The sequence below is a fragment of the Paenibacillus bovis genome (assembly GCF_001421015.2).
In the GTDB taxonomy this organism is placed as follows: Bacteria; Bacillota; Bacilli; order Paenibacillales; family Paenibacillaceae; genus Saccharibacillus; species Saccharibacillus bovis.
Window position 1 is genome coordinate 5,043,545 of the sequence record NZ_CP013023.1, and the last position, 26,511, is coordinate 5,070,055.

General features: G+C 47.3%; 23 protein-coding genes. 1 reads left to right on the top strand and 22 read right to left on the bottom strand.

Going from position 1 to position 26,511, the window contains the following annotated elements:
* Positions 1-62 precede the first annotated feature (62 nt).
* From AR543_RS21605 to def, 7 genes are all read right to left on the bottom strand, one after another.
* Positions 63-1,754 (bottom strand): ABC transporter substrate-binding protein, encoded by a 1,692-nt coding sequence (locus tag AR543_RS21605; RefSeq protein WP_060536375.1) that lies wholly within the window; start codon positions 1,752-1,754, stop codon positions 63-65.
* A gap of 170 nt (positions 1,755-1,924) precedes the next feature.
* Complete coding sequence (locus AR543_RS21610) at positions 1,925-3,613, bottom strand: ABC transporter substrate-binding protein (RefSeq protein WP_060536376.1); 1,689 nt, start codon at positions 3,611-3,613, stop codon at positions 1,925-1,927.
* 203 nt (positions 3,614-3,816) lie between these two features.
* A complete protein-coding gene (locus AR543_RS21615; RefSeq protein WP_060536377.1) occupies positions 3,817-4,719 on the bottom strand; it encodes a carbohydrate ABC transporter permease in 903 nt (300 codons plus the stop codon).
* A 70-nt stretch (positions 4,720-4,789) separates the two neighbouring features.
* Entirely contained in the window at positions 4,790-5,770 is a 981-nt protein-coding gene (locus AR543_RS21620) for an ABC transporter permease (RefSeq protein WP_060536378.1), read from the bottom strand.
* Positions 5,771-6,092: 322 nt separating this feature from the next.
* Positions 6,093-7,619: a response regulator transcription factor gene (locus AR543_RS21625; protein WP_060536379.1), complete on the bottom strand. Its 1,527-nt coding sequence runs from the start codon at positions 7,617-7,619 to the stop codon at positions 6,093-6,095.
* A 66-nt stretch (positions 7,620-7,685) separates the two neighbouring features.
* Positions 7,686-9,476, bottom strand: a complete 1,791-nt coding sequence (locus AR543_RS21630) for a cache domain-containing sensor histidine kinase (RefSeq protein ID WP_082472305.1) — start codon at positions 9,474-9,476, stop codon at positions 7,686-7,688.
* Between the two features lie 364 nt (positions 9,477-9,840).
* Positions 9,841-10,386, bottom strand: a complete 546-nt coding sequence (gene def, locus AR543_RS21635) for a peptide deformylase (protein ID WP_060536879.1) — start codon at positions 10,384-10,386, stop codon at positions 9,841-9,843.
* 411 nt (positions 10,387-10,797) lie between these two features.
* Between def and AR543_RS21640 the strand changes: the two genes are divergently transcribed.
* A complete protein-coding gene (locus AR543_RS21640) occupies positions 10,798-11,253 on the top strand; it encodes a MarR family winged helix-turn-helix transcriptional regulator (protein WP_060536380.1) in 456 nt (151 codons plus the stop codon).
* A gap of 119 nt (positions 11,254-11,372) precedes the next feature.
* On the opposite strand, the gene AR543_RS21645 is transcribed toward AR543_RS21640, so the two are convergent.
* From AR543_RS21645 to AR543_RS21715, 15 genes are all read right to left on the bottom strand, one after another.
* Entirely contained in the window at positions 11,373-11,690 is a 318-nt protein-coding gene (locus tag AR543_RS21645) for a thioredoxin family protein (protein ID WP_060536381.1), read from the bottom strand.
* 138 nt (positions 11,691-11,828) lie between these two features.
* Positions 11,829-12,602 (bottom strand): alpha/beta hydrolase, encoded by a 774-nt coding sequence (locus tag AR543_RS21650; protein ID WP_060536382.1) that lies wholly within the window; start codon positions 12,600-12,602, stop codon positions 11,829-11,831.
* A 47-nt stretch (positions 12,603-12,649) separates the two neighbouring features.
* On the bottom strand, positions 12,650-13,003 hold the full coding sequence (locus AR543_RS21655) for a hypothetical protein (protein ID WP_060536383.1): 354 nt from the start codon (positions 13,001-13,003) through the stop codon (positions 12,650-12,652).
* A 242-nt stretch (positions 13,004-13,245) separates the two neighbouring features.
* Positions 13,246-14,043, bottom strand: a complete 798-nt coding sequence (locus tag AR543_RS21660; protein WP_060536384.1) for a ZIP family metal transporter — start codon at positions 14,041-14,043, stop codon at positions 13,246-13,248.
* 164 nt (positions 14,044-14,207) lie between these two features.
* Positions 14,208-15,116 (bottom strand): aldo/keto reductase, encoded by a 909-nt coding sequence (locus tag AR543_RS21665; RefSeq protein WP_060536385.1) that lies wholly within the window; start codon positions 15,114-15,116, stop codon positions 14,208-14,210.
* A gap of 132 nt (positions 15,117-15,248) precedes the next feature.
* Positions 15,249-15,449, bottom strand: coding sequence for a YwbE family protein (locus AR543_RS21670; RefSeq protein WP_060536386.1), 201 nt, complete (start codon positions 15,447-15,449; stop codon positions 15,249-15,251).
* A gap of 1,042 nt (positions 15,450-16,491) precedes the next feature.
* Positions 16,492-17,883 carry an ABC transporter substrate-binding protein gene (locus tag AR543_RS21675; protein WP_060536387.1) on the bottom strand — a complete coding sequence of 464 codons (1,392 nt, stop codon included), beginning with the start codon at positions 17,881-17,883 and terminating at the stop codon, positions 16,492-16,494.
* Positions 17,884-17,909: 26 nt separating this feature from the next.
* On the bottom strand, positions 17,910-18,794 hold the full coding sequence (locus AR543_RS21680) for a carbohydrate ABC transporter permease (RefSeq protein WP_017814245.1): 885 nt from the start codon (positions 18,792-18,794) through the stop codon (positions 17,910-17,912).
* A 12-nt stretch (positions 18,795-18,806) separates the two neighbouring features.
* Positions 18,807-19,748: a carbohydrate ABC transporter permease gene (locus tag AR543_RS21685; RefSeq protein ID WP_060536388.1), complete on the bottom strand. Its 942-nt coding sequence runs from the start codon at positions 19,746-19,748 to the stop codon at positions 18,807-18,809.
* A gap of 374 nt (positions 19,749-20,122) precedes the next feature.
* Positions 20,123-21,076 carry a siderophore ABC transporter substrate-binding protein gene (locus AR543_RS21690; RefSeq protein WP_060536389.1) on the bottom strand — a complete coding sequence of 318 codons (954 nt, stop codon included), beginning with the start codon at positions 21,074-21,076 and terminating at the stop codon, positions 20,123-20,125.
* Positions 21,077-21,289: 213 nt separating this feature from the next.
* Positions 21,290-22,048 (bottom strand): iron ABC transporter ATP-binding protein, encoded by a 759-nt coding sequence (locus AR543_RS21695; RefSeq protein WP_060536390.1) that lies wholly within the window; start codon positions 22,046-22,048, stop codon positions 21,290-21,292.
* An 81-nt stretch (positions 22,049-22,129) separates the two neighbouring features.
* Complete coding sequence (locus tag AR543_RS21700; RefSeq protein WP_060536391.1) at positions 22,130-23,083, bottom strand: iron chelate uptake ABC transporter family permease subunit; 954 nt, start codon at positions 23,081-23,083, stop codon at positions 22,130-22,132.
* The gene (locus AR543_RS21705; protein WP_060536392.1) at positions 23,067-24,026 is read right to left on the bottom strand and encodes an ABC transporter permease; all 960 of its coding nucleotides are present in this window, start codon (positions 24,024-24,026) and stop codon (positions 23,067-23,069) included. Before AR543_RS21705 ends, AR543_RS21700 begins: the two co-directional genes overlap by 17 nt.
* A 282-nt stretch (positions 24,027-24,308) precedes the next feature.
* Entirely contained in the window at positions 24,309-24,566 is a 258-nt protein-coding gene (locus AR543_RS21710) for a YqkE family protein (protein WP_060536393.1), read from the bottom strand.
* A 292-nt stretch (positions 24,567-24,858) separates the two neighbouring features.
* Entirely contained in the window at positions 24,859-26,190 is a 1,332-nt protein-coding gene (locus AR543_RS21715; RefSeq protein ID WP_060536394.1) for a hemolysin family protein, read from the bottom strand.
* Between the last annotated feature and the right edge of the window lie 321 nt (positions 26,191-26,511).

Consider the following 26,511-nt stretch of genomic DNA (forward strand, 5'->3'; position numbering starts at 1 on the left):
AAAAATATAAAAAAGGGAGCTCCTCTACAGGAGCCCCCTTTGTGTATCGGCTGGCGGCTTGCTTACTTTGCAGCGACCGGCTGGCTCCACAACTCTACCGTATCTTTGATCATCTGGCTGTACTGCGCTTCCATCTGCTTCATATCATCGGTACTCAGCTCGGCAATCATCTGATCGTAGATACTGTCGAACTGATCCGGACTGGAGAGGATTGCTTCCGGAATCCGTTTGCGGACAATATCCTGCGACTTCTGGAACGCTACGGTGTAACTTGGATCATTGGGAGCAGGCAGATTATAGGCTGCGCCCCACTCCTTCACCGGGAACTCTTCCTTGGCGGGGAACAGGTCTTTCCACGTTGTCGCGCCATATGCTTTGAGCGTATCTTTTTCCGGCTGTGTATAGCCTGCTACGATTTGCTCCGGGTAATTGGTCGTGTAATAATTGCCGCTTGGATCTTTGACCCCATCCCCGTAACGTACCGAGAAGTTATACATGCCGATACCGGATTCTCTGGTAAAGTTGGTATTGTCATTCACCCGGCGTTCCTGGATGTCTGCCGGCAGAGAACGCTTGCCGTCTTTTATTTCATAATGCTTGCCTTCAATGCCCCAGTTATTGAGCACCTGCGCTTCATCGGATGCCATCCAATCGAGGAACTTGATAATACGGATCGGATCTTTGGCCGAAGTGGTAATCCCGATGCCGTAGCCTACCGGAGGACCTGCATCCTGAAAAGAATGATCCTTGGTGGATTCGCTCATCTGCAGCGGATAGTGACCATAGGTGCGTTCAGCCATGCCGGATGTTTTCAGCGAATTCTCGGCCTGCTGGTAATCCCATTCCTGATCGATCAGGCCCAGAACGCGTCCGCTGGCGATTTTGGACAGGTACTGGTCGTTTTTCTGGGTAAAGGTCTCGGGATCAAGCAGCTTTTCATTATACATATGATTCAACCAGCGGAAATATTCCTTGTCTTCTGGTCGTTTGTAGTGCAGCCGTGCTTCATACGTTTTGGGATTGATATCGAATTCACCATCGGGTGTACCGCCTGTAGCATTGACTGCCGGATCGGTAACGGTGATCATGATTTTCCAGTCATCTGCATTAAGGGATAACGGGATCGTCGGCTGACCATTAATCGTCGGGTGCTTTTCCTTGTACTCTTTCAGCACCTTTTCAAAGTCCTTGACGGTTTTGATTTTGGGATAGCCCATTTCCTTCATGACAGCATTCTGTACTTCAAAGCCGCCCCCAGCATCAAAAGAAGTCTGCCCTACACCGGCATTGGTCGGTATCACGTAGATGGATGGATCTTCCTTGCTGTACTGTAGCCGGGACAGATCGTCGCCATATACTTTTTTGATATTGGGACCGTATTGATCGATCAGATCGGTCAGATCAATCAGCGCACCGGCATCGACCAGCTTGTTAATCGAGCCTTTCGGGAAAATCATATCCGGGTATTCGCCAGATGCCGTCATCAGGGAAATCTTCTGTGTGCCTCCACCGCTGACATCGTATTCTGCGTTAATGGTTACATTGGTTGCTTTGGTGATCGCCTTGCCCACATCATCTTGCATATTATTCCAGGTTGCATTGGGATCAGAGCCAAAAAATGAGATCGAGATCGGCTGGGACGTGTCGGTAGTTTCCATTTGAGTCGGATCACTGCTGTCACCACAGGCTGTTACAGCTGCCAGTGAAAGAACAGCCAAGGGTGCAAGCGTACGTTTAAGCCATTTGCCGGACATCGTTATTGATTCCTCCTTTGTACCATTTCTTTTTCTTATCGCAGTATTTCATGGAAAAGGGACTCCAGCAACCGGAGTCCCCATTGTATTCAGTATACAGGAGCAATAATCTGATCGGTTCCGACAAATCTCTCGACTCGTATGAACCTATTTTTATTTCATATCGCTGCTTATTTGGCAGCTGGAGCTTCTCCCCACAGTTCAACCGTATCTTTGATCATCTGGGTATATTCGGCTTCCATTTTCTTCATATCATCCGTACTGATTTCCGCAATCATCTGGTCATAGACTTTATCAAATTGATCCGGACTCGCGAGGATCGCTTCCGGAATACGTTTGCGGACGATATCCTGGGATTTCTGGAAGCTTACTGTGTAGTTCGGGTCGTCAGGAGCAGGCAGGTTGTACGCTGCACCCCATGGTTTAACCGGGAACTCTTCTTTTTGCGGGAACAGATCTTTCCATGTTTTGGCACCATATGCTTTGAGCGTTTCTTTTTCCGGCTCGGTGTATCCGGCTATGATCTGCTCAGGGAAGTTGGTAGTGTAGTAGTTGCCACCTGGATCTTTGACACCATCACCGTAACGTACCGAGAAGTTGTACATGCCGATACCGGATTCTTTGGTAAAGTTGGTATTGTCATTGACTTTGCGTTCCTGCACTGCAGCTGGGACTACGCGTTTGCCGTCTTTCACTTCATACTGCTTGCCTTCTACGCCCCAGTTGTTCAGCACCTGAGCTTCGTCGGATGCCATCCAGTCCATGAACTTGACGATACGGATCGGATCTTTGGCGGAAGTTGTGATACCGATACCGTATCCAACCGGTGCACCGATATCCTGGAACGAACGGTCTTTGGTCGATTCATCCAGCTGTACCGGATAATGACCATAGGTGCGCTCTGCCATACCGGATGTTTTCAGGGAATTCTCGGCTTGCTGGTAATCCCACTCTTGATCGATCAGACCAAGAACGCGGCCGCTGGCGATTTTGGACATATACTGGTCACTCTTTTGGGTAAACGTCTCGGGATCAAGCAGCTTTTCATTGTACATGTGGTTCAACCAGCGGAAGTATTCTTTTTCTTCCGGACGTTTGTAGTGCAGCTGCGCTTCATAGGTTTTTGGATCGATGTAGAATTCACCGTCATCCGGTGCACCTGTAGCATTGAACGCCGGGTTTGTAACCGTAATCATAATTTTCCAGTCGTCGGCATTCAGCGACAATGGAATAGTAGGCTGACCGTTGATCGTTGGATGTTTCTCTTTGTATTCTTTGAGAACGTTCTCAAAATCTTTAACGGTTTTGATTTTCGGATAGCCCAGTTCTTTCATAACAGCGTTTTGTACTTCAAAGCCGCCGCCAGCATCGAATGTTGTCTGACCTACACCGGCGTTGGTCGGAATCACGTAGATGGATGGATCTTCTTTGCTGTATTTCAGACGGGACAGATCGTCGCCATATACTTTTTTAATATTCGGGCCGTATTTATCAATCAGATCGGTCAGATCGATCAGCGCGCCGGCTTCTACCAGCTTGGTAATCGAACCTTTCGGGAAAATCATGTCCGGATATTCACCGGATGCTGTCATCAGGGCGATTTTCTGTGTGCCGCCACCACTGACATCGTACTCGGCATTGATCGTAACATTGGTTGCCTTGGTGATCGCCTGTCCTACATCATCCTTCATATTGTTCCAGGTTGGACTGGCATCGGAACCAAAGAAGGAAATAGTAATCGGTGTAGACGGATCGGAAGTCTCCTGCTCGGTTGGATCCGAGCTACCACAGGCAGTCGCGGTAACGAGCGACATTACGACCAGTGGAGCCAGTGCATATCGGAATAATTTGCTAGGCATTCATATAGCCCCCTTTATGAAATGGATACTGCATCAAACAGATAGGATGTAACATGGACCTTCCGGCTTGCCCCATTCTCCCGTGCACTCTACCGATTGCCATAGATTGGCGGGCAGAATATCACGGGAGAATAGTCAGACCGTTTATGCTGAGGCGGCAAAATACCGCTTTGTAGCCTACGTTCAAGTATAAAGCAGGTACATTATGCTTTGACCGCACCCAGTGTCATACCGCTAACAAAATACTTTTGCAGGAACGGATACACGACCAAAATCGGTACGGTAACGACGATCGTAATCGCCATCCGGATTGATTCCGGAGAGATACTGGCCATCTGTTTGGCCATATCGTTGGCATTGACTGCTCCGCTCTGCTGGGTACTCTGCTGCAGAACTTTCATCAGCTCATACTGCAGGGTGGTCCACTCCGGTGCACTTGCGTTGTACAAGTACGTATCAAACCAGGAGTTCCACTGTCCAACTGCGAGGAACAGTGCGATCGTAGCGAGTACCGGCTTACACAGCGGCAGGATCACTTTGAGATAAATGGTAAAGTCATTGGCACCGTCCAGCTTGGCCGATTCCTGCAGTGCATACGGCAGGCCATCGATAAAGGAACGGATAATAAATACGTTAAATGCGCTTACAACACCCGGCAGCACGTATACCCAGAACGAGTTGATCATGCCCAGATCCCGGATCAGCAGGAACGTAGGTACCAAACCTGCTGTTACATACATGGTCAGCGCGAGGAACGTAGAGATAAATTTGCGAGCCTGAAAGTCAACCCGGCTCAGTGTAAAAGCCAGCATCGAGGCACTGATCAGACCGAAGATCGTACCTACGATAGTCCGCAGAATCGAGATCTGCGCTCCCTGCAGCAACCCCTGGTACTGGAAGATGACCGAGTAATTTTCCAGGGTAAATGCCCGTGGAATCAGGTGAATGCCGCCTTTTACCGTATCGGACGACTCGTTCAGGGATATCGCTAGCACGTTCAGGAACGGGTACAGGGTGACGATCAGTACAAGACACATAATAATCGTATTGCATACATCGAATATCTTGTCGCCCCGGGTAGCGTTAAAAGCTTTATTTGCAGCCATTGTTATTCTCTCCCTTCAGATTATGCATAGGACTTCAGCATGCGGATGTATCTTCCTTGCTTTTCCAGCGTTACATGATACTTTCTTTGGTGGTTCTTTTGAATATTCCGTTCGCTGTGAACAGCAGGATAATACTGATAACCGAGTTGAATATGCTGATCGCTGTACCGTAGGAATAGCGGTTCATTTCCAGACCGTATTTCAGTGCGTACAGATCCAGTACCTGTGAATAATCCGTTACGAGGTTATTACCGAGCAGGAACTGCTTTTCAAAACCGATACTCACCAGATGACCGATCGACATAATCAACAGTACGATGATAGTGGTTCGCATCCCCGGCAGCGTGATATGCCACATCTGACGGAATCGACCCGCTCCATCCACGCGGGAAGCTTCGTACTGTTCCTGGTCAATACCCGTGATGGCAGCCAGATAGATAATCGTGCTCCAGCCCATTTCCTTCCATACATCGGAAGCGGTTACAATTCCCCAGAACCATTGGCCCTGAGCCATAAACTGAATCGGCTGGTCTATAATATGAAGCGAGACAAGCAGTTCGTTAATAATACCGCCGTCTGTGGAGAGTGCTTTGGTTACGATACCGGCTACAACGACCCATGATACAAAGTGAGGCAGATAGGAGACGGTCTGTACGGTTCTTTTGAAGATCATGCCCCGAACTTCATTGAGCAGAATGGCAAAAATGACCGGGAAAATAAATCCAAAAATCAGACCGAGGAAGCTCATTGCCAGTGTATTACGCAGTGCCAGGTAAAACTGCTGATCCTGGAACAGGGTAATAAACTGGTCAAACCCTACCCATTTCTGAGCAAAAAACGAACGGGCCGGCTTGTATTCCTGAAATGCCATCAGCCAGCCCCACAGAGGTACATAGCTGAAGATGAACGCCCAGATTACAAAAGGCAACGACATGAGATACAAATAACGCTGCTGTTTGAATAGCTTCCAGAATCCCCCAGTTTTACGGGAATTCAGACTGGCTGCCTGATCCCTTTTACGGGAAGAGGCCTGCTTGGTGGTTGATTCCATAACTCATCCGCCTTCCTATAATCGATCCTGATCGACCTTGATAACTTGATACCGTGTCTGTGTGGGATACCTCTCGATTATAAAAGAAAGCGCTTACTGTTAATACCTTACAAATTGCACATAAATTCATATAAAAATTAGTCATCGGAAATTCGCTCACCTTTTTCACTGAAAATCAAGGTTTTACAGGACCACCCAATCTCCTTGTGTTTTCTTTTTCATCATTCGTTTTGTAGTCTATTTGGTTTCTGTTGAAATAGAGTAATGTATTCTATCGAATGTTACAGCACAATAAAAAAAGCAGAAGCCGTATGCTTCTGCTTTAACTGTCTCCCATCTGCTCACGATAAGCAGAAGGCGAGATGCCTGTATATTTTTTGAATTTGCTGTGGAAATAATCTACATTGGCATAACCGACCTGAGCGGCTACCTTATGCACCTTCATCCCCTGCGCCAGCATTTCCTTGGCATTATCCAGTCGAACCTGATCAAGAAAATGATTAAAGGATTCGCCGGTATAGGTTTTAAACATTTTGCCCAGATATGCACTGTTATAGTTGAAAATCTCCGCCAGCATCTCCAGCTTCAGATTATCGCTGTAATGACGACGAATAAAATCGGTCATCTGTTTCATCACCGACTCATGACTGCCACCATCCATCGATTGCAGCAATTCACCAATATGTTGCAGCACCAGACGGATAATCTGGCCGGCTGTCGACAGGGCGTATAGCTCCGGGATCAGAGACAGGCACTTTTGCACAGCCGGACCCGAACCGGCGATACTGCCCGGCAGACGGCTAAGTGCGAGCGATAGCACATGTGAACAAAGACTCTTCGTATCATGCTCGGACAGCATCGCACTGCGACAGGCAGTAATCAGCTCCTCCAGCACACGTCCTACTGCATCGGTACTACGGATATCGACAGCATAATAGAGACGATCCGCCCATTCTCCAGCCAATGGTACCGTACCTTCGCCATCTGCTCTTGCAGGTTCGGCTGCCAGAATACCCGATTCTCCTGCCCAGAAGCGCTGTGCCATCAGTGACTCAGCCTGCTCGTAACTGTCATGAATCAGACTTTTGTCTTTTACCGCTTCCCCGGCAGCCAGATATACCTGACAGCCTTCCGGCTCCAGTGCAATCAATTGTTCCCGCAGCTGCTGCAAACTGTCGGTAGTGACTTCGCGCCCCGTCAGTATTCCCAGATAGCTGCCTGCCCGGAAAACGACCGTTTTGGCATCCGCTGTCCATCCGTCCGACAATTGACGGAACGAACGTGCCAATCCTTCGGAAGGCTTGCCCCGTCCTTCACGCAGCTCTACCAGAATAATCTGATACCAATTCCAGTCCAGCTGCAGCAGGTTTTCTGCTTTGAGCTGCTCTTTACCGGAGCTGCTCAGCAGCATCTGTTCCACCACTTCATGAACCGGTACCGGCTCGGACCGATGCACATTCACCCGGCGCTCCTGCTCCAGTGTACGGTATACCCGTCGCAGCTCTTCTTCCATCTCCTGCTCATCCACCGGCTTCAGCAAATATCCATCAACCCCGTAACCCAGTGCTCTGCGAGCATATTCAAAATCCGCGTATCCGCTCAGGATCAGTACATGGGCCTGGCGCAGCTTATTCTCGCGCAGCTGTTCGATGACTTCCAGTCCGCTCATACCAGGCATACGGATATCCATAATCATCAGATCAGGACGGATGCGCTCATATTTTTGCAATGCTTCGCGTCCGTTGGCCGCTGTCTCGGCAACCTCAAAACCGATCGCATCCCAGTCTACTATCGTTTTCAGCCCTTCCCGTATTGCCGGCTCATCATCCACAATCATTACTTTAAACATAATGTACCTCCCCCTGTCCAGAATGGTATAACGTCCGTCTGCTGCATGATATGTGCTGCTGTCTCTTTATCCTGCCGGAATTTTAAAAGAAATCTGTGTGCCGACATGCGGCGTACTGGAGATATGCAGACCATAGGCGCTGCCATAGGAAAGAGTCAGACGCTGATGCACATTGCGCAGACCGATACGTTCTCCTTCCGCTTCGCTATGTAGCGACTTCCGTACCTGCTCCAGTCTGCTCTCGCTCATCCCTGTACCATTATCGATCACATCAATCATCACCTCATGATCAATCTGCAGGGTACGGATAATGATCAGACCGCCTCCTTCCTTGCTCTCCATGCCGTGGATAATAGCATTCTCGACCAGCGGCTGAATAATCAGCGGCGGAATCGGTGTGCGGCATGTCTGGGGATCGAGCAGCAGCTCATAATTCAGCCGCTCGCCAAAGCGGAACTTCTGGATTTCCAGATACGAACGGATCAGCTCCATTTCTCCTTCTATGGTTGTCTGCTTGTTGCCGATCTCCAGATTATTGCGGATCAGCTTGCCCAGCAGCCGAACAATATAAGCGATCTCTTTTTCACCATTCATGTAGGCTTTCATGCGGATAGACTCCAGCGCATTGAATAGAAAGTGTGGATTGATCTGACTCGCCAGCATTTTGAAATTAATCTCCCGCTGGCTGATCTCCAGTCGGGTATTGCGTTCATTAGTCTCATAGACCTGATCCATCAGCTGACGGATGCTGGCGATCATATCATTGAACTTGCGGGATAGCTGTCCAATCTCGTCCATGCCGGAAATGCGCGAAATCGCGCTCAGATCGCCGGTACCCACTTTGTTCATCTGACGGCTGAGTCCGGACAGACGCCGGGTGATCAGCAGCGAAATCAGCCGCAGGAACAATAGTCCACTGAGCAGAATCAGCAGCAGCACACCGGTCCCGATCAGAATGATCATATTGGAATCCCGTACAATCGTATTATTGGAGAAAACCGAGACAATCCGGAGTCCATTGGCACTGCTCTCCGGTATCAGTTCATCGACTACAATATTGGACTGCTGACCGTTAACTTCCCGTTCATAGGTACCTTTGCCGGCAGGGTCGATATCAATATCAATCACGGGATCATCCAGACGCTTACCGATCAGAGCCGTATCCTTGGCGGCCACGATATTGCCGTCCTGGTCCAGGATCATCGTCTCAAATGGCTCTGCACTGATCAATGAATTCAGATACGCTTGACTCAATTCGATCACCAGCACGCCGCTGGTTGTATAATCGCTGAATTTGATATCGCGCACCAAGCTGAGTTTTTTGATCGGGCTGATCTGGTCATCACTGCGATAGAACCAGTTAATCTTGCGGCTGTTGATCGCTGTCTGATACCATTCGCTGCTGCGGATATCCGAGTTGATTTTCATAAATTCCAGGTTGTTCTGGATCGTATCATTGCTGGTGTAAAAGCGTATCGCTGATATTTCGGAGTACAGGCGCAGATATTCATCAAATTCCTGATAATTGTGGTAGGCTTCCACCAGATCATACACCCGTTCATAACGTGTATTGACCACCTGGCTGAGCCGGTTATCGAATAGCAATTCATTGGAGATGTTAATAGGAATGCGCAGCATTGTGGTCATTTGATTTTTGATGCGCTCTACGTTGTTAGTTGTTTGTTCGATCGCATTGTTCAGTGCCTCCTGCCGCAGATAATCCACGACCAGGCCGCCAATACACAATACCGGCAGCACCACGACAAAAATATACGCAAAAATAAGCTTGTTCTTGATCTTGATATTATTGATGCGCTCAATGAGCAGCTGCAGCATTGTTCCACGTACTTTTTTCATATCTTCTCATCGCTCCGCCTGATCAGGATAGATCGTTATCTGCCGATTGCCATATTCCGAATTGTTATACGAACCGAATATTAAAACGCTTACAATGAACGAGAAATATAATGTATCATATCACAACCCGACAAAAAAGACCGTCTTTCATCGACGGCCTCTCTGATTGGTAGGATCTGCACCATTCAGGCAGAATTGGACTTCATGCTTGCGAACCATGACTGAATCCTCAGTACAGATAACAGGATACAGTCCGGATTTACCTGGATATGAATCTGTCCCATTTCCAAAGTTTTAAAAAAGTATGAACTTTTTCGAGAAAATAATTCACGAAAACAGAGAATTGTCCGATATACTATAAAGATTACAGCGGACGTATATATTCAGCATCGGGCAGACGGAACGGGTCCTTCTTATTAATATGATCATAGAACATCACACCATTCAGATGATCATACTCGTGCTGGAATACGATTGCAGCAAAGCCTTTTAGCTTGAGCTTGAAGAGTTGCCCCTCCGGCGTATATGCCTGCACCGTAACTTTCTCATATCTTGGTACATAACCGTCCACCGGACGATCTACAGACAGACACCCTTCACCACTCTCCAGATAGATCATTGCAGCCGAATGACTGACCAGCTTGGGATTGCAGAAGACGTACTCCAGCTGACGATCCTGATCATCGGTAAAATACACAACAAAGACGCGTTTGTTCCAGCCAATCTGATTGGCAGAAAGACCTATACCCGCTCGCAGTCCATATTGCTCAGCCGCTTTTTCGTCCTGGGATTTTTTGAGGAACTCCATCATGCGATTGACTTTTGTACGCTCTTCTTCGGATAAAGGAAGAGTCACCGGTTCTGTCACCTCGCGCAGAATCGGATCCCCCTCACGTACAATTTCGTCCATGGTTACAAAGGGAAGTGATGAATCGTTCAATAGAATTGGGCCACCTTTTAATTGATATAATTCGCCTGCCAATCAGACTGGCAGACTATGCATAGTTCAATATTTTAAAAAATGATAGCTAAATCGGCGATATTTATATTTAATTATAAAAAAAGTTCAAATTTACGTCAATGACAGCGGTTTTTTGTCTCAATCTGTCGAATTTGCATTGACGTAATACTGGTAACAAATTACTATATTGTTAAGGAAGTTTTAAGAAAGTTTGATTTCTTATTTGAATTTTTGCAATTTCTATTTTTTACAATCGGATGGTACATAATGGAATTCTGATAGTTAATCATTTTTCACACTTTTCATTATACCGATAATTAACTAACAGTTTTACCTATATTATTGAGGAGGATTTAACAATTGGAAACGTCTGGTGAACTGCTTAAGAGTTATTTATTGCTTGTGGACCGCATGCCGCGGATTATGGAATTGCCTACATTGATGCGTCAGCTAAAGTCCAATACGACCGAGATCTTTATTCTTCATTTTCTACTGAACAATGGCAGTCAATATGGAACCGATATCGTCAAGGCTACCGGTCTGACGACAAGTGCAGTTACACAAATTTGTGATAAGCTGGAACAGGAAGAATTGATTGAACGTACCCGCTCCGATCAGGATCGCCGTTATGTGAGCATCTCTATTACCCGTAAGGGCGGCAGAGCTCTCGATAAAATATTTAGTATCATGGCCAGCAAGCTGGTCGACAATATCCGTGAACTCAATGACGAAGACGCGGATGAGCTGCTGCTGCATCTGCGCAGTGTAGAACATCTGATTCTAAAACGTAAAGAGCTGGTTGCGAAACAAAGATAATAATGTAATGATGTTATTTTGCATTTTAACCCTTCTTCATCTGGTTAACATATACATTACCACAAAAAACCCGGTAGGATGATCATCCTGTACCGGGTTTTTCGCTGTTGTACGGGTACTTATTTGACCTCTGCCAGGTATTCCGATACCTGAGCTGGCGTTTTGGCAAATTTGCTGTGCAGATGGGCAATCTTTTCTCCGTTACGGAAAACGAGCAGACTTGGAATGCCTCTGACTTCATTTTGCTCCGCCAGATCCTGGAATTTCTCTGCATCCATCGCATAGAAGCGCTTATCTGTGTTCTGTTCGATAATACCGCCCATAAAGCGGTCCAGTGTTCTGCAGTCCGGGCACCAGTTGGTATCAAACTTGATAACGGTATATTCCTGTTCACCAATCAATTGCTGGTACTGCTCTGCGGATTCTATTCTTTCCATTAGAGAATCGCTCCTTCCAAATCGATTTATTTTACTGTCGGATTAGCAGCCTGTTATTGCTGTCATCCGTCAAGCTATCTTAATTTAAAGAATTCTCTGTCCTTATTATCTGCTTTTTAGTTAAATTTGGCAAGATGCCTATTGCAGCAGTCGAATGCTGTGACGAGCATATAGCCATTCCATCATTTCCGGAAAACGGCGATGAAAAGCTTCTTCATTATGATCTTCTCCCTCGATTCGTACAAACTGCCGCTGCTCCGCAGGCAGTTCACTGCGAGCCAGAATAGCTGCCGCTTCATCGGTTAGCGATTGCATCAGCCGCTGACGATTCGTTTTGGTGGTGCCTTCCAGGGAGCCGATATCCATGTAGATACGCAGGTTGGGGTTCAGCTGTCTCTCCTCCATAAATTCCACGAAGCCTTCATACCAGAGAGATGCCGACATCGCCCCAATCCGGCCGAACACCTCGGGATAGACATAAGCAGCGAACAGAGCAACCAGACCGCCGAGCGACTTGCCGACGATCCCGGTACTTTCCGGACGCGGATCGGTATAGAAATTGCGATCAATCCACGGCTTGAGTTCATGCACGATCATATACAGATACTGGCTGGCTCTACCACCAAAATCATCATATCTTCGTCCTGGCAGCAGCTTCTGGGCCGACCATGGCGTATATTCATGAATCCGGTCATGCGGCATAATGCCGACCAGTATACATTCAGGCAAAGTTCCGGCTGCAAACCGCAGCTCCAGATGATACAAATTGGCATTCAGCACGGGATCATACAGATCCCCGCTATCCTGCACATAGACCACCGGCAGCGGATAGGCCGCCTGATCATAAGAAGGAGGCAAGTAAATCAACAATTCACGACCGGCATGTCTTTCGGTAAACAGTGTTCCTTTCATGACGACTCTCCTTCTTCTGCTTTTTAATTTAATAAATAAAGGACAACTTAGATGAATGTATCCCAAGTATTATCTTTCTTGATTTCATCCGCTAATTCAAGCACTTTTCTCCAGCTGGGTGAATGTCTGACTGCATAAATATTCCACTCTTTGCCTTGCTGTAACTCCATAACTAATGTTCTTAAAGCAGAACTTTTACATACTACTTCGTTTGTGATCCAGCCTGCATCGTAAAGTGCTTGTAGACTATTTATATGCAAGAATGAAATCACCCCTGTATCAAATTCCTCAAAAATATGATGTGCGATCACCTGATCACTTTCATTTAGCAGATAAACTCCACACTTGTCCATGGTATCTAAGTATAACTTCATTAATTGTTGTATAGATATTTTCTCCATCTGGCACTCTCGTTCCTGTCAAATGATTGCCCTTTAACCGCAGCGAGTATTATTCACAGTACTCCCGCTCATACATCTTTATATTTTCATAATATAGTATATGAAATCAGCCAATTTTTTAATGTGCATCTATTATATGATAAAAATAGATTTCATCAAAAATACATCAGCCGATTCCTCAATCGGAAAATCAGCTGATGTATTTACTGTGATCATTTTACTTTCTACCCTACAATCAAATATTAAATACTCAATATCAGCGCAGCCAGCAGCCCCAATGAAGCAATCAGACCGACCATCGGGCCGCCTTCTTCATAGGCTTCCGGTGCCATTGTTGAGCATAGCATGGCGATGATCCCGCCGCCGGCAAAAGCGCCGATCCCTGCTTTGATCTCGTTCGGCAGCATTTCCAGGAACAGATAGCCCAGCATGGAAGCGAGTGAGGATACGATCAGTACGGCGATCCACATGCCCCAGATTTTGCTGCGGGAATAATTACTCTGCTGCATCCCTACGGTACTGGACAATCCTTCTGGAATATTACTCACGAAGATAGACACGACCAGCACAGCACTGACACCCTGACCGGTCAGCAGACTGGCTCCGATCATGATAGACTCGGGAATAGCATCCATTACCGTACCTGCGAAAATACCCAGACCGCTGCCGCCTTTGGACTTGCCTTTTTTACCATCTGACGAAGCGTTCTGTCCGCTTTTACCGCTATCCTGATCGTCTCCCTCTTCCGCACGGCTATAATACGAGCGTTTGCGGTTCGCTCCGCCTCGGGAAGAGATCAGCAGATCGAACACGGTATAGACAACCGCTCCGACCAGAAAACCGATCGCTGTAGCGACCAGCCCACCATCCTCGATCGCATCTTCCAATAGTTCAAACGAAGCTGCTCCGATCAGTGTACCGGTACCAAATGCCATAATCCAGCCAATAATTTTTTTGGGAATTTTGAAATACATCGCTACCAGCGCTCCGAGCAATACCGCCGAGCCAGCGATAGCTCCCCACATTAATGCACCCCACATCATCTTCGCCTCCTTATGTAACAAGCTAACCTGCCCTCTTATTAACCAAAAAAACCGGGTATATGAACAATTATTTATTGCATTATGTACATATTCGATATAAACGGCAAAAAAAGAGCATTTCATCTAAAAGACGAGATGCTCTTTTTGCGGTTTGCTATTGCTTAACGATGTTGGGTATACTGGTTGGCCGGACGGATTGAACGGATCAGTCGTACTTCATCCTCGGTCAATGCTGGAGACGAAGCAGCTGCTACATTATGACGCAGCTGCTCCGAGGAACTCGCTCCCGGAATCACAGTGCCGACAGCCGGATGAGACAGCGCATAACGAATTGCCAGTTGACTCATGCTGCGCTCCGATCCGCATAGCGGTTCCAGCTGACGTCGCAGATCCATAATCTCGGCTCCATCGATACCAAGGTACCCTTTTTGTGCTTTATCTTCACGTCCGTCAGCGAGTGCTCCGCTGGCAACCGGCCCGCGAACAATAGCACTCACTCCATTCTCGGCCAGCAGGGGCAGCACTTCTTCTTCCGGACGACGATCCAGAATGCTGTACTGACTCATCACGCTAACCAGATGCGAGCGCTTCACATATTCGCGGATTACATTGGGACGAATCGAGGAAATGCCATACTGGCGGATCAAGCCTTCATTTTTCAGCTGTTCAAAGGCTTCGATAGCTTCATCAATGTTATCATCCATCGTACCGCCATGCAGCTGATACAGATCGATATAATCAGTTTGCAATCGGCGCAGACTATCCTTGACTGCCTCCAGAATATATTCCTTGGATGCATCCCATACCCAGCCGTCCTGGCCCGGAATACGTCGGTTACCGACCTTGGTAGCGAGTACGACGTCACTACGGCGACCTTTGATCGCTTTGCCGACGATTTCTTCGTTGCGTCCTTCATCATACAGGTCTGCCGTATCGAGCAGCGTCACGCCCATATCAAGCGCTTCGTGCAGCAGATTGATGGCCTTGCTCTCTTCGGTGCCGAGCGACATGCAGCCCAGTCCAATTTCGCCGACCACCAGATCGGTACCTCCCAGTTTGTTCTGTTTCATTATGTGTACTCCTCTCTTGTGCTTGATTCCATGTATAGTCCTTTTCACTACTGCCTATTGTGCGCTGACACATAACCAACTTCTATTGGAAAATGCTTCAGTCGCATTTCCAGCTGTATCTATTCTCGATGTTCAAGAAGGCGTAATAATATTCTTTACCCGTCCGACCTGACCCGAAGTCAGTCGAACCTTGATTCCATGCGGATGGTTGGGAGAATTGGTCAGGATATCCTTAACCACACCACGGGTCAGCTTGCCGGTACGCTGATCCTGCTTGAGTACGATATCTACTTCCAGTCCTGCCTTGATATTGGCGCGTGTCTGTCCATTCATGAGAGTAATTCCTTTCTGCCTAAAAGGTGGTATATGAGCGGTAATGGATTCAGGCTTTTTGTTTCTCTTGATCGTACTATAGCGTATTTTATAATAATTAGCCTGAATCCACAAAATCAGCATGAATCTGCAGAATGTAGCAGTCCAGTGGCGGGCGCAAGGTTGTTTCATGTAGCAGCTTTATTGTATTTGTTGGTGTTATTGTTAAGCATGGTGGGTTTTATGTTATTCCGCTCCGGCAAAGGATAGAGCACGTCCTCCGGTTAAGCCTGGAGATCGTTTTATATGGGAGAGGAAATGAGGATCTCCAGGCTTAAAGGTCGTCCTTAGCTCTATTCCCTTGCCTGCGCTCTGTGCAGTGAGTAACTGTTGGCTGAACAGAGTGGCAGGGCAAAGGCTTACGGGCTTACGGGCTTACGGGCTTACGGGCTTACGGGCTTACGGGCTTACGGGCTTACGGGCTTACGGGCTTACGGGCTTACGGAACAAGTCTACCGGAGAGTAGTAGGTTGAATATAAAATCTTTAAATTTATTTTATATATGCAGTGATAGAGCATGCGATATCGCTAAAGCACTATACCAACCCATCCCTTCATCCCAAATCAAATATGTACTTACCCAGAAAGCCGTATAATCAATAAGCGGTTCTCCATAAATAAGCAACCGAAAAAAAGGGACAGACTGCGATAGCAGCTATCCCTTAATAAACTTCATATAACAAATCAGATGACTCAAGCTGTACTGTTCTCATTCTAGAAGGATACATAGTATATCTTCCCTCGTAATGGAAGAAAGGAAATAAGGGCAAAGGACGACTTTGGAGCGCGGGAATCTACAGCTTCTCCTTATCCATAGATTCCCGGGCTCCACCCGAGGACGTGCCCTTATTCCTTTCTGGAATGCATGATCTCACAACAGAATTCCACAAATACATGCCCAGTCCAGAGCGCTTATTCAAAGTCTACTATAGAGATACAGTAACACCATTCGATCATTTACTGTGGAATATGCATCTTGACAAACCGTTATCTTCCGCTTGCATCACTTCTGATTAGCCGACCAATCCTCAGCCCGTGACTGCAGTCGTTCCAGCAATGCTTTGGCATCTGGTGACTTGCCGTTGGCCGACTCGCTCAAATAACCGTTAACCGCCGGTACAATTTCGCTGTTGTAGAATGGATTGGCTTCGTCCATGAGTGTTGGCTTGGTGATGTCCGCCATCTTCATGGCATTTTTAACGTAGCCGTTATTTTCTTCGATAAAGTCTGCATTTTTTAGTGTAGGCGTATAGTCAAAGTTCAGATACGCCCATTTTTGGGTGTCATAGCTCGCCAGGAACTTCATTACTTCCCAGGAAGCTTCCGGGTTCTGGGCTTTTTTGGCCATGATGAATGGATCTACCGCTACCCAGCCGGTGCCGTTTTTACCGATATTCATGACCGGTACATAACGATCCAGCAGTTCCTTGTCTCCATTGGCACGGAATTCACTCATGATCGTAGTCCCGCTGTTATCCAGTACCATAGCAACATTGTTCTTTTCCAGACCAAAGTTTTCTTCGCCGCTGCCATTTACAAATGCCGGTGGTGCCAGCTTGGCCGCTTCGCCCATCCATTCCAGTGCTTTGACCATGCCAGGGGTATCCAGTGACCATTTGATATCACCCGGTTTGTCGAGCGTTCCTTCGCCGCCTTTTTCACCAAAATAATAGCTTAGTGCAACAAAGGTAGACTGGTTGATCGAGTTGCCAGAGAACCACAGTCCATACGTCTGCTCGCCGGTTTTCGGGTCGGTACCGGTCATTTTTTTGGCTTTTTCCAGAATCTCTTCGGGAGTTGGGACTTCGGATAATGGCTCTACGCCCCAGTCTGCGAAGATCTGCTTGTCATAGATCGTGACGCGCTTGCCGAGAATAGCGGGAATACCATACTGATGCTTACCATCTGGCGAACGTGTGCTGTAAGAGCTGTTCCAGATTCCTTCCAGATAGATGCTCGGATCAAACGTCTTGTCCTTGTCGATCAGATCATCCAGGTCACGCAGCAATCCTTCATTATAATACTGGGCAGCAAAAGCACCGCCAGTATAGATAACATCCACATCACTCGACATCAGCTGGGCGCGCTGCTTGGCCTGGGCATTCTCCCACGGCACCTGGGTGATCTCCAGTTTGATATTCGGATACATTTTTTTGAATGTATCATCGATATACTGGTTAAATCCGGTCGTCTCCTGTCCGGTCACCGGATCGATACCATTCTCCAGCTGCCAACCGGCCAGAGAAAGGCGTACCGTACCGGATACATCGGACACTTTTTGTAAATTCTCCGTACTATACGTCTGCGAACCCGCTTCGCCTTCTGCCGAGGAACTACATGCCGTCAAGATCATCACCAGCAGCACAATACATACGGTTTGCCATTTTCGTCTCATCGGATTACCACCTTTGTCGGATTTGGTTACTGCTTCAGACCTGTTGTTGCGATACTTTCCACAATATATTTTTGCAGGAACATATACAGCACCAGTACCGGGATCAGACTGATACAGGTAGCAGCCATAATAATCGATGGCATCTGACGGGAACCGTTGTTGTAATTGAACATCGCCAGACCGAGCTGAATCGTGTACTTGTCCGGATTGTTCAGCGCCAGCAGCGGCCAGATTAATTCATTCCACACACCCAGGAATTGCAAAATGACCATCGTGGCAAAAATCGGCATACAGAGCGGCAAATAAATACGCGGGAAAATGCCATATTCACTCGCTCCGTCGATCAATGCCGCCTCCCGTAGTTCACCCGGCAGCCCGTCAATAAACTGCTTGCACAGGAAGGTACCAAACGCATAATTCAGTGCCGGCAAAAAGAAAACCCAATATGTATCCAGGAGATGAATCTGGTTAAACAGCATGTACTGCGGAATCATTGTCATTTCAAAAGGAATCATCATCGTACTGAGCGCCAGAACCAGCACCATGCCCGCTCCTTTAAACCGGATCTTGGACAGTGCATATCCCGATAACAGAGCAGAGAACAGGCTGATTACGATGACACCGATCGCCACGACAAAGGAATTCAGAATATAGCGGATCAGATCCACATTGGTGAGGGCTGCACGGTATGTGCGCAGCGACGGATCTTCCGGCCAAAAGCTCGGCGGAAACGGAATATTGAGCCGTGCTCCCCAGTCAAAGCTGGTCATAACCATCCAGATAAATGGCAGTACCATCGTCACGGAGGCGGCGCAGAGAATAAACATAATGGCAAAACTGGTGAACTTGCGACTGGTTTGATGGCCCAGCTTTATCGGAGCTTTGGGGAGGGATGGTGCAGTTTTATCCATGTCGTCAGCCTCCTAGTTCAATTGGTTTTTGGCGTTTACCTTGAGGATAACCAGTGTCAGCAGCAGGATAAATACAAACAGCAGATACGATGCCGCTGTCGCAATCCCCAGCTGGGAAGACAAAAAGGCATTGCGGTAAATATACAGTACCGAAGTCATCAGTGCACCCGATGGATTACCGGCACTTCCACCGATCAGCCATACATTGGTGAACTGCTTCATACCATTGATTACGCCCATGACAATCATGAACAGGAAGATCGGACGTAGCGATGGAATCGTAATATAACGCCATTTGCCCAGCGCGCTCGCTCCATCAATATCTGCCGCTTCATACTGCTCGCGCGGCACACTTTGCAGGGCAGCGAGGAAAATAATCGTATTGTATCCAAGCGCACTCCACAGAATCATGAATACAACGCTCAGACGGGCAATCGAAGGATCGGTAAACCAGCCAACCGGATCAATGCCGAACCAGTTTAGCGCATAGTTGATCAGACCTTCTTTGCCGGGATGAAATAACAGACTGAACAGAAGACTGGTGGCTACGGCCGAGACCACATTGGGAAGGAAAAAAATCGCTTTGAACAGATTGCGTGTACGCTGCCAGGGTAGATGATGTACCAGACTGGCCAGGATAAAGGAGAACACAATACCAAGTATGGCCGACAGCCCGCCAATATAGATGGTGTTGTAGAGAGCCCCCCAGAACAGATCGTCCTGCAGCACTCTGGAATAGTTGGTCAACCCTACCCACTGCGCAGAGGCAGCGCCATTACCGCGGAAGCTAGTGAGCAGTGCAGAGACCATTGGATACAGAGAAAAGCCCAGCACACCAACGAGCAGCGGCAGCACAAAGCACCAGCCGGCAATATCGGTGGAACGCAGCCATTTTTTGCGGACGGCTGTGGTTTGTTGACCTGCGATTACCTGTGTATTTTCAGACACCATCATCCACCTTCTTTCTTGGAAGTTTTGTGAGCAGCACCTGTTGTTATAATCATTATAATGAAATAATGATTAATTTCTAGAGTATAGTTCTCTTTTTATGTAATGTAGTTATTAAAATAGTTAATTGGTCTGATCAATAAAATTAATTTTCAGCTATAAAAATCGAATTTTAGCAGATATCCAACATTCTCTTCACTTATTTATGTCACTTTATATAACAAAAAGAAAGCTGCGATATGACTCACAGCTTCCTTTAGACTATGTTATGAATTGGGAATAGATCGGGATAACCAGCTTTGCAGGACTGTTAGCATATTTTTGCCTATTTTCCTGTTTTCATTGCGTGCTGTTTGTATAGGGTTTACGTCAGAAATCATTTATCCCTGTACTGCATCTCCTACTTCTTTGACCATTTCGGATACGGATTGCAGACCGCCACCGGAGAGATACCAATAGTAAGGATTCAGGTAGACAATATGTCCGTTTTTATAGGCATTGGTGTTTTTAACCAAGGCATTCTCGACTGTCGCTTTGCCGGATGAATCTTCACCGATTGCACTGCCGCGATCTACAACAAACAGATAATCCGGATTTTTCTCGGCTACATATTCGGGAGATACACTCTGTCCGTGCGTAGATACTTCGATGTTCGGATCGGCGGCTTTGAAGCCCAGTACATCATGAATCAATCCAAAGCGTGAACCGGCTCCATATGCGCTCAGGCTGCCTTCATTAGCCAGTACAATCAGTGCATTATGATTCGCTTTTTTTACTTTTTCCTGTGTAGCCGTTACTTCATTATTGATAGCAGTCAATGCTTCGTTAATCTCATCCTGCTTGCCGAAGATTTCACCGATGATATTCATGTTTTGGGTAAAAGATTTCATGTAATCGTTCGTATCAACACTCAGGTTGATCGTCTTCGCAATTTTACTGAATTCTTCATAGGAATCCGCCTGGCGTCCGGAGATGATGATCAGGTCCGGTGCAGCTTCGCTGACTTTCTCAAAGTCCGGCTCTTTCAGACCACCTGCATTGATATAATCACTGCTTTTGTATTTTTCCAGATAAGGAGGCAGATTGTCCTGCGGGACAGCAACAGGCTTAATACCCAGCTGATCCATGGTATCCAGGATGCCCATATCAAATACAACTACACGCTGTGGATTTTTCGGTACTTCGACATCTCCTGTCGTTTGAGCGACTTTGACAGTAGCCGCTGGTGCTGCATCGCTTCCTGCTGCTCCTGTTGTAGATCCGGCTTCTTTGCCGCAAGCAGCCAGTACTAGTATCGCCAAAATAAGTGTCAAACTCAGTGTCCATTTTTTCATCATAATTCCCCTTTGATAAGTGTATTGGATCTTGCCTGGATGATTTTTTTGCAAATCCGAGTGCTGCCATCCGCAGTCCACCCTGTGCTATACAGCCACAGCCACCTGCAATTGGCAGACTCTTTTATTGTTAATGCGCGCAATACCGAATTCGTTATTGCTACCCGCTGTATAGTTTAAGTATCACTTCTCTATTATTTCCCGGTACAGTTATCAGGCGTAAAATGTACAAATACGCTGCCCTTCAATCTCCTGGATACCAATCTCCAGATCATAAATGCTGCGCAGTACATCGCTATCGATAATCTGCTCTACACTGCCTTCCTGTACGATCCGGCCGTTTTTGAGTGCGACGATCCGGTCCGAATAACAGGAAGCAAAGTTAATATCGTGAATGACCAGCACAATCGTCTTGCCCAGCTCCTGTACCATCCGGCGCAGCGTCTGCATAATCTGGACGGAGTGCTTCATATCCAGATTATTGAGCGGCTCATCGAGCAGGATATACTCGGTGTCCTGGGCGAGCACCATCGCAATATAGGCACGCTGCTTCTGACCGCCGCTCAGCTCGTCGAGGTATTTGTGCTGCATCTCGGTAAGCTCCATATAGGCAATGGCTTCATCTACATGACGTTCATCTTCCTTTTTCAGTCGGCCCTGTGAATAGGGGAACCGGCCAAAAGCCACCAGTTCGCGAATCGTCAGTCGCAGTTCGATATGGTTGGCCTGCTTGAGAATCGCCAGCGTACGCGCTAGCTCTCTGCTGTCACAGCTGCCAATCTCGCGGCCTTCCAGCCATACTTCACCCTGATCTCTCGTAATCAGACGGCTGATCATAGAGAGTAGGGTACTTTTGCCTGCTCCGTTCGGACCGATAAACGAAGTAATCTGCCCTTTGTTGATCGTCAGAGAGACATCGTCGACCACTTTTTTGCCGTTATACGTTTTGGACAGGTTTTTGACTTCCAGCATGCTTCCTCTTCCTTTCATGACCGAGTAGGGAGATATTCTCCCTGTTCTTTGCAGATTCGTGATGGGGTCCTTTGTCCTGTTTTATCTCGCGATATTGCCCCGCAGCAGCAAATAAAGAAAATAGCTCCCGCCAAAGAAATTCACGATCACACTAAGCGGTGTTGAGAATGCGAAGATTCTCTCGACGACAAACTGTCCACCAACCAGTGTAATAATGGCGATCAACACAGATCCCGCAATCAGATAGCTGTGCCGATAGGTCGGCAGGAACTCGCGGGCCAGATTGACGACGAGCAGTCCGAGAAACAGAATAGGACCGACCAGTGCTGTCGAGATCGATACCAATACTGCTACCGCCAGCAGCAACCGTTTGACCACACGGTCATAATCAATCCCCAGATTGACCGCATGATCCTTGCCCAGTGCCAGTACATTAAAGTACTTGATGTACGGATACACATACACAAAGACCCCTGCCGTACCGATAAGCGCCAGCCAGAGCAGATCGGTATTGACCTTGTTGAAGCTGGCAAACAGTTTGTTCTGCAAAATCAGGAATTCATTCGGATCAATCAGCACCTGCATAAAGGTCGAGAGGCTGGAGAAGAAGCTGCCCAGAATCATGCCGATCAGCAGCAGAAAGTAAATATTCTGATTCTCCCGCCGGAACATCAGCCGGTACAGTACACCGGAGAACGCAATCATCCCGATCACACAGAGCAGGAAGTTCACATTCGCATTTTGCATAAACAGACTCGATGTGCCGAACACAAAAGCAATCACCGACTGGATAAACACATACAGCGAATCCAGTCCCATCACACTCGGCGTCAGAATCCGGTTATTCGTAATCGTCTGGAAAATAGCCGAAGCAAACGCAATCGTCGTACCGGTCAGTACAATCGCTGTAATTTTGGCTCCGCGCCGGGGAAGCACATAATCCAGATTGACCGGATTCAGCTTGACCAGCAGGAACAGAGCGATCAGTACAAGGGATATTCCCGTCATCCACCCTATCTTAGCTTGCAGCCGCATACGCATCTCTCCTTAACAACAGATACAGGAAAATGCCGCTGCCAATGACACCTACCATCACTCCGATCGGAATTTCGTAAGGGTAAATAATGATCCGTCCCAGTACATCGCACAGCAGGACGAAGCTTGCGCCGAGCAGTGCGGTATGCATTAGGCTTTTTTTGAGATGATCGCCGCGATAGATGCTGACGATATTCGGAATAATCAGTCCCAGATAAGGAATCGATCCAACCGTCAGTACGACCGAAGCCGAGATCAGCGAGACAATAATCAGCCCGAGCGTGACTACCCTTTTGTAATTCAGTCCCAGATTGGTGGCAAAATCCTCCCCCATACCTGCCAGCGTAAACCGATTGGCATAGATGTATGCGATAATCACGAGCGGCACGCTGATATACAGCAGCTCATATCGCCCCTGCAGCACAAGCGAGAAATTACCCTGTAGCCAGGAGGAGATATTCTGTACCAGATCGTACCGATAGGCAAAATAAGTAGCGATCGAGCTAACCACATTGCCGAGCATCAGTCCTACCAGCGGGATAAATATCGTATCCTTGAACTTGATCCGATTCAGCACTTGCATGAACAAGAAAGTACCACCCAGTGCAAATACAAACGCAATACTCATCTTGACCAGTGGTGCCGCAGCTGCGAACAGCATCATCGAGACGAGAATGCCGAGCCTTGTCCACTCGATCGTTCCGGCTGTTGTCGGAGAGACAAATTTGTTGCGGCTGAGCTGCTGCATAATCAGTCCGGCAATACTCATACACGCACCGGCGATAATAATACTGATCAGTCTCGGTATCCGGCTAATCCAGAATACCTGCTGCTGTTCAGCTGTCCAGCTGAATATCTCCCATGGACGAAGGTCCTTTACTCCTACAAATAGAGAGGTGATCGCCAGCAGAGCAAACAGTACAATAAGTGTTCTCAATTTCATACCAGATATCATCCCGTAAAAAGCGGCATGACTGCCTGTACATTCCTTTTTTTACGGTATCCTCCCTCCTGATGGCTGACCTGCTATGTAATATGGAATCATTTACATTCGATAATGATATTCATTATCAATAGACTACAAAGTATCATTGTAGCCACTTACCGATTATTGATCAACTCTTTTTTTGATAATCGTTATCAGTAAGTATACAAAAGAAGCCATTCGCTATATCAGAGAATCCCCCGATCTAACGAATGGCTTGCTGTTTGTATGACGATTAGCTTACTTGTATTTTTTCCAATCCTGCTTACTGTTTTCCAGCAGATATTCGAAATCATTGTCCTTGCGCTTTTGCTCGGCTTTGCGGGCTTCTTCCGCCTTTTGACGCTCCTGCTCCTGGCGTTGCTGCTCTACTTCACGCATCTCATTAGCCTGGGCTTTGAGCTTATCGAGTACATCTGCACTCAACAGATCTTTGAGTGTAGCTGGTTTATCCTGTGCTGCTGCCGGTCTTGCCGGAGCTTTGTTTTTCTTGGCCATCTTTGGTTCCCCCGTTATCCAGAGTTGGAATATCAGCTGCAGTCGAACTTTTAAGAGCATGGGTTCGTAAAGGCTGGTATTCATTATATTATATCATTTCCCGGTAATACCGGTGAAGAGGCAAGCTGTTTTATGCTATTTTTGGTGTCAGCTTTTGAAGCTTGTTTTGCGTTTGTTGGCATCTGTTTATTACGCTTGAGGTGTGCTTTTTATGACTTGCAGCTGCTTATAGATAGGATGGCCGCTTGAACGTAGGCTAGCTGCCCTTAGTTATCGCAGCTATCTGTACTTTTTAATCATCTTCTTCCTGCATTTCTTCCGGCTCATGCGGCTGTACTTCAATCTCGCGAATATGATGCTGCTCCATCCGTGTTACGGTAAATTCATAATGTTCTTCTATTACCGATTGTCCCTCGCGAATATTGAATTTGCGTGACAGGATCCAGCCGCCGATTGTATAAGCTTCGCCTGCTTCAATATCGGTGCCAAGGCGACGGTTAACTTCATGGATCAATGCCTGCGGCTGCAGCTTGTAATGCTTGTCACCCAGCTTGCTGATCGCCGGAGTGGACAGCGGCTCGGTATCCGATTTGGATGGAATATCACCGACGATCTCTTCCAGAATATCCTCCAGGGTGACCATTCCTGCAGTACCGCCGTATTCATCCAGCAAGACGGCCATATGAATATTTTCCTTTTGCATCTGTCCGAGCAGTTCACGCGCTGGCACCGTCTCGATCAGCTGCAGCACAGGACGGATAAACGGTGCAATCGGATCGGTTGGAGCATGCGACCGGTTCACGGCATCACGGAGTACTTCTTTGACATTGAGCAGTCCGATAATCCGGTCTTTGTCTCCGCCAAGCGCGACCGGGATCAGGCTATATGGCTCTTCACGAATAATATCATAAAACTGCGCCAGAGAAGCATCCTGTGCAATATAAATAATTTCCGTACGCGGTACCATAATTTCGCTGCCGACCAATTCGTCAAAATCAAATACATTATTCAGATATCGGTACTCAGTCGGGGTGATGCTGCCACTTTTGTATCCTTCCGAGAGGGCGAAGCGCAGTTCTGCCTCGCTCTGTGCTACCTCTTGCTCGGACAGCGGTTTGACTCCAAACAGTCCGGTAATCACACGGGCTGAACGGCTCAGTACCCAGTTAAACGGATAAGTGATTTTGTAGAAAACAATCATCGGCCGGGCAAAGAATAGCGCCATCGGCTCGGCGACCTGAATCGCAAATGATTTGGGTACCAGCTCCCCGATCACCACTTCAAAATACGTCATCAACAGGAACGCGATCAGGAAAGACAGCACGGACGTAAGCGACGCTGGAATCTGCAGCCAAACAAACAGCGGATGCAGCAGCTCTTCGATCGTCGATTCCCCCAACCAGCCGAGTGCCAGTGACGTGAGCGTAGTTCCCAGCTGACAGGCAGACAGGAATTCATCCAGCTTGGAAATAATATACTGTACAGCTTTGGCATTTTTGTTGCCTTCTTCTGCCAGCTGGTTGATCCGTGAGATCCGCACCCGAATAATCGAATACTCCGATGCGACAAAAAAGGATGTAAGCAGAATAAGTAAAATCACGATAATAACATTGAGCGTTTCCATAGGCGATATTATTCCTCCCTTTCAATTGACAGCAGCCGGTAGGCATACATGCCTGATATATGTACATTGACGATATGTATGCTTTTGCATTCACTGAATACCATTACCCAAATTTACCGGATCTGTTTTCGTGAGCATACAGCTGAGTTCAGGAACGCCAAAAAAGCTGCCAACTCGGCAGCTTTTTCGGATACAAATGGATAGCGATGAGATGCAGCGGATCTCTTCAGTGAAGCAAGATTCTGCAGCTATCCGTAAGTCGATATGTGAGTCTTGCAAGCTGGCAGGTATAGACCAGGCAGCATGTCGCGTCGCCTGTGA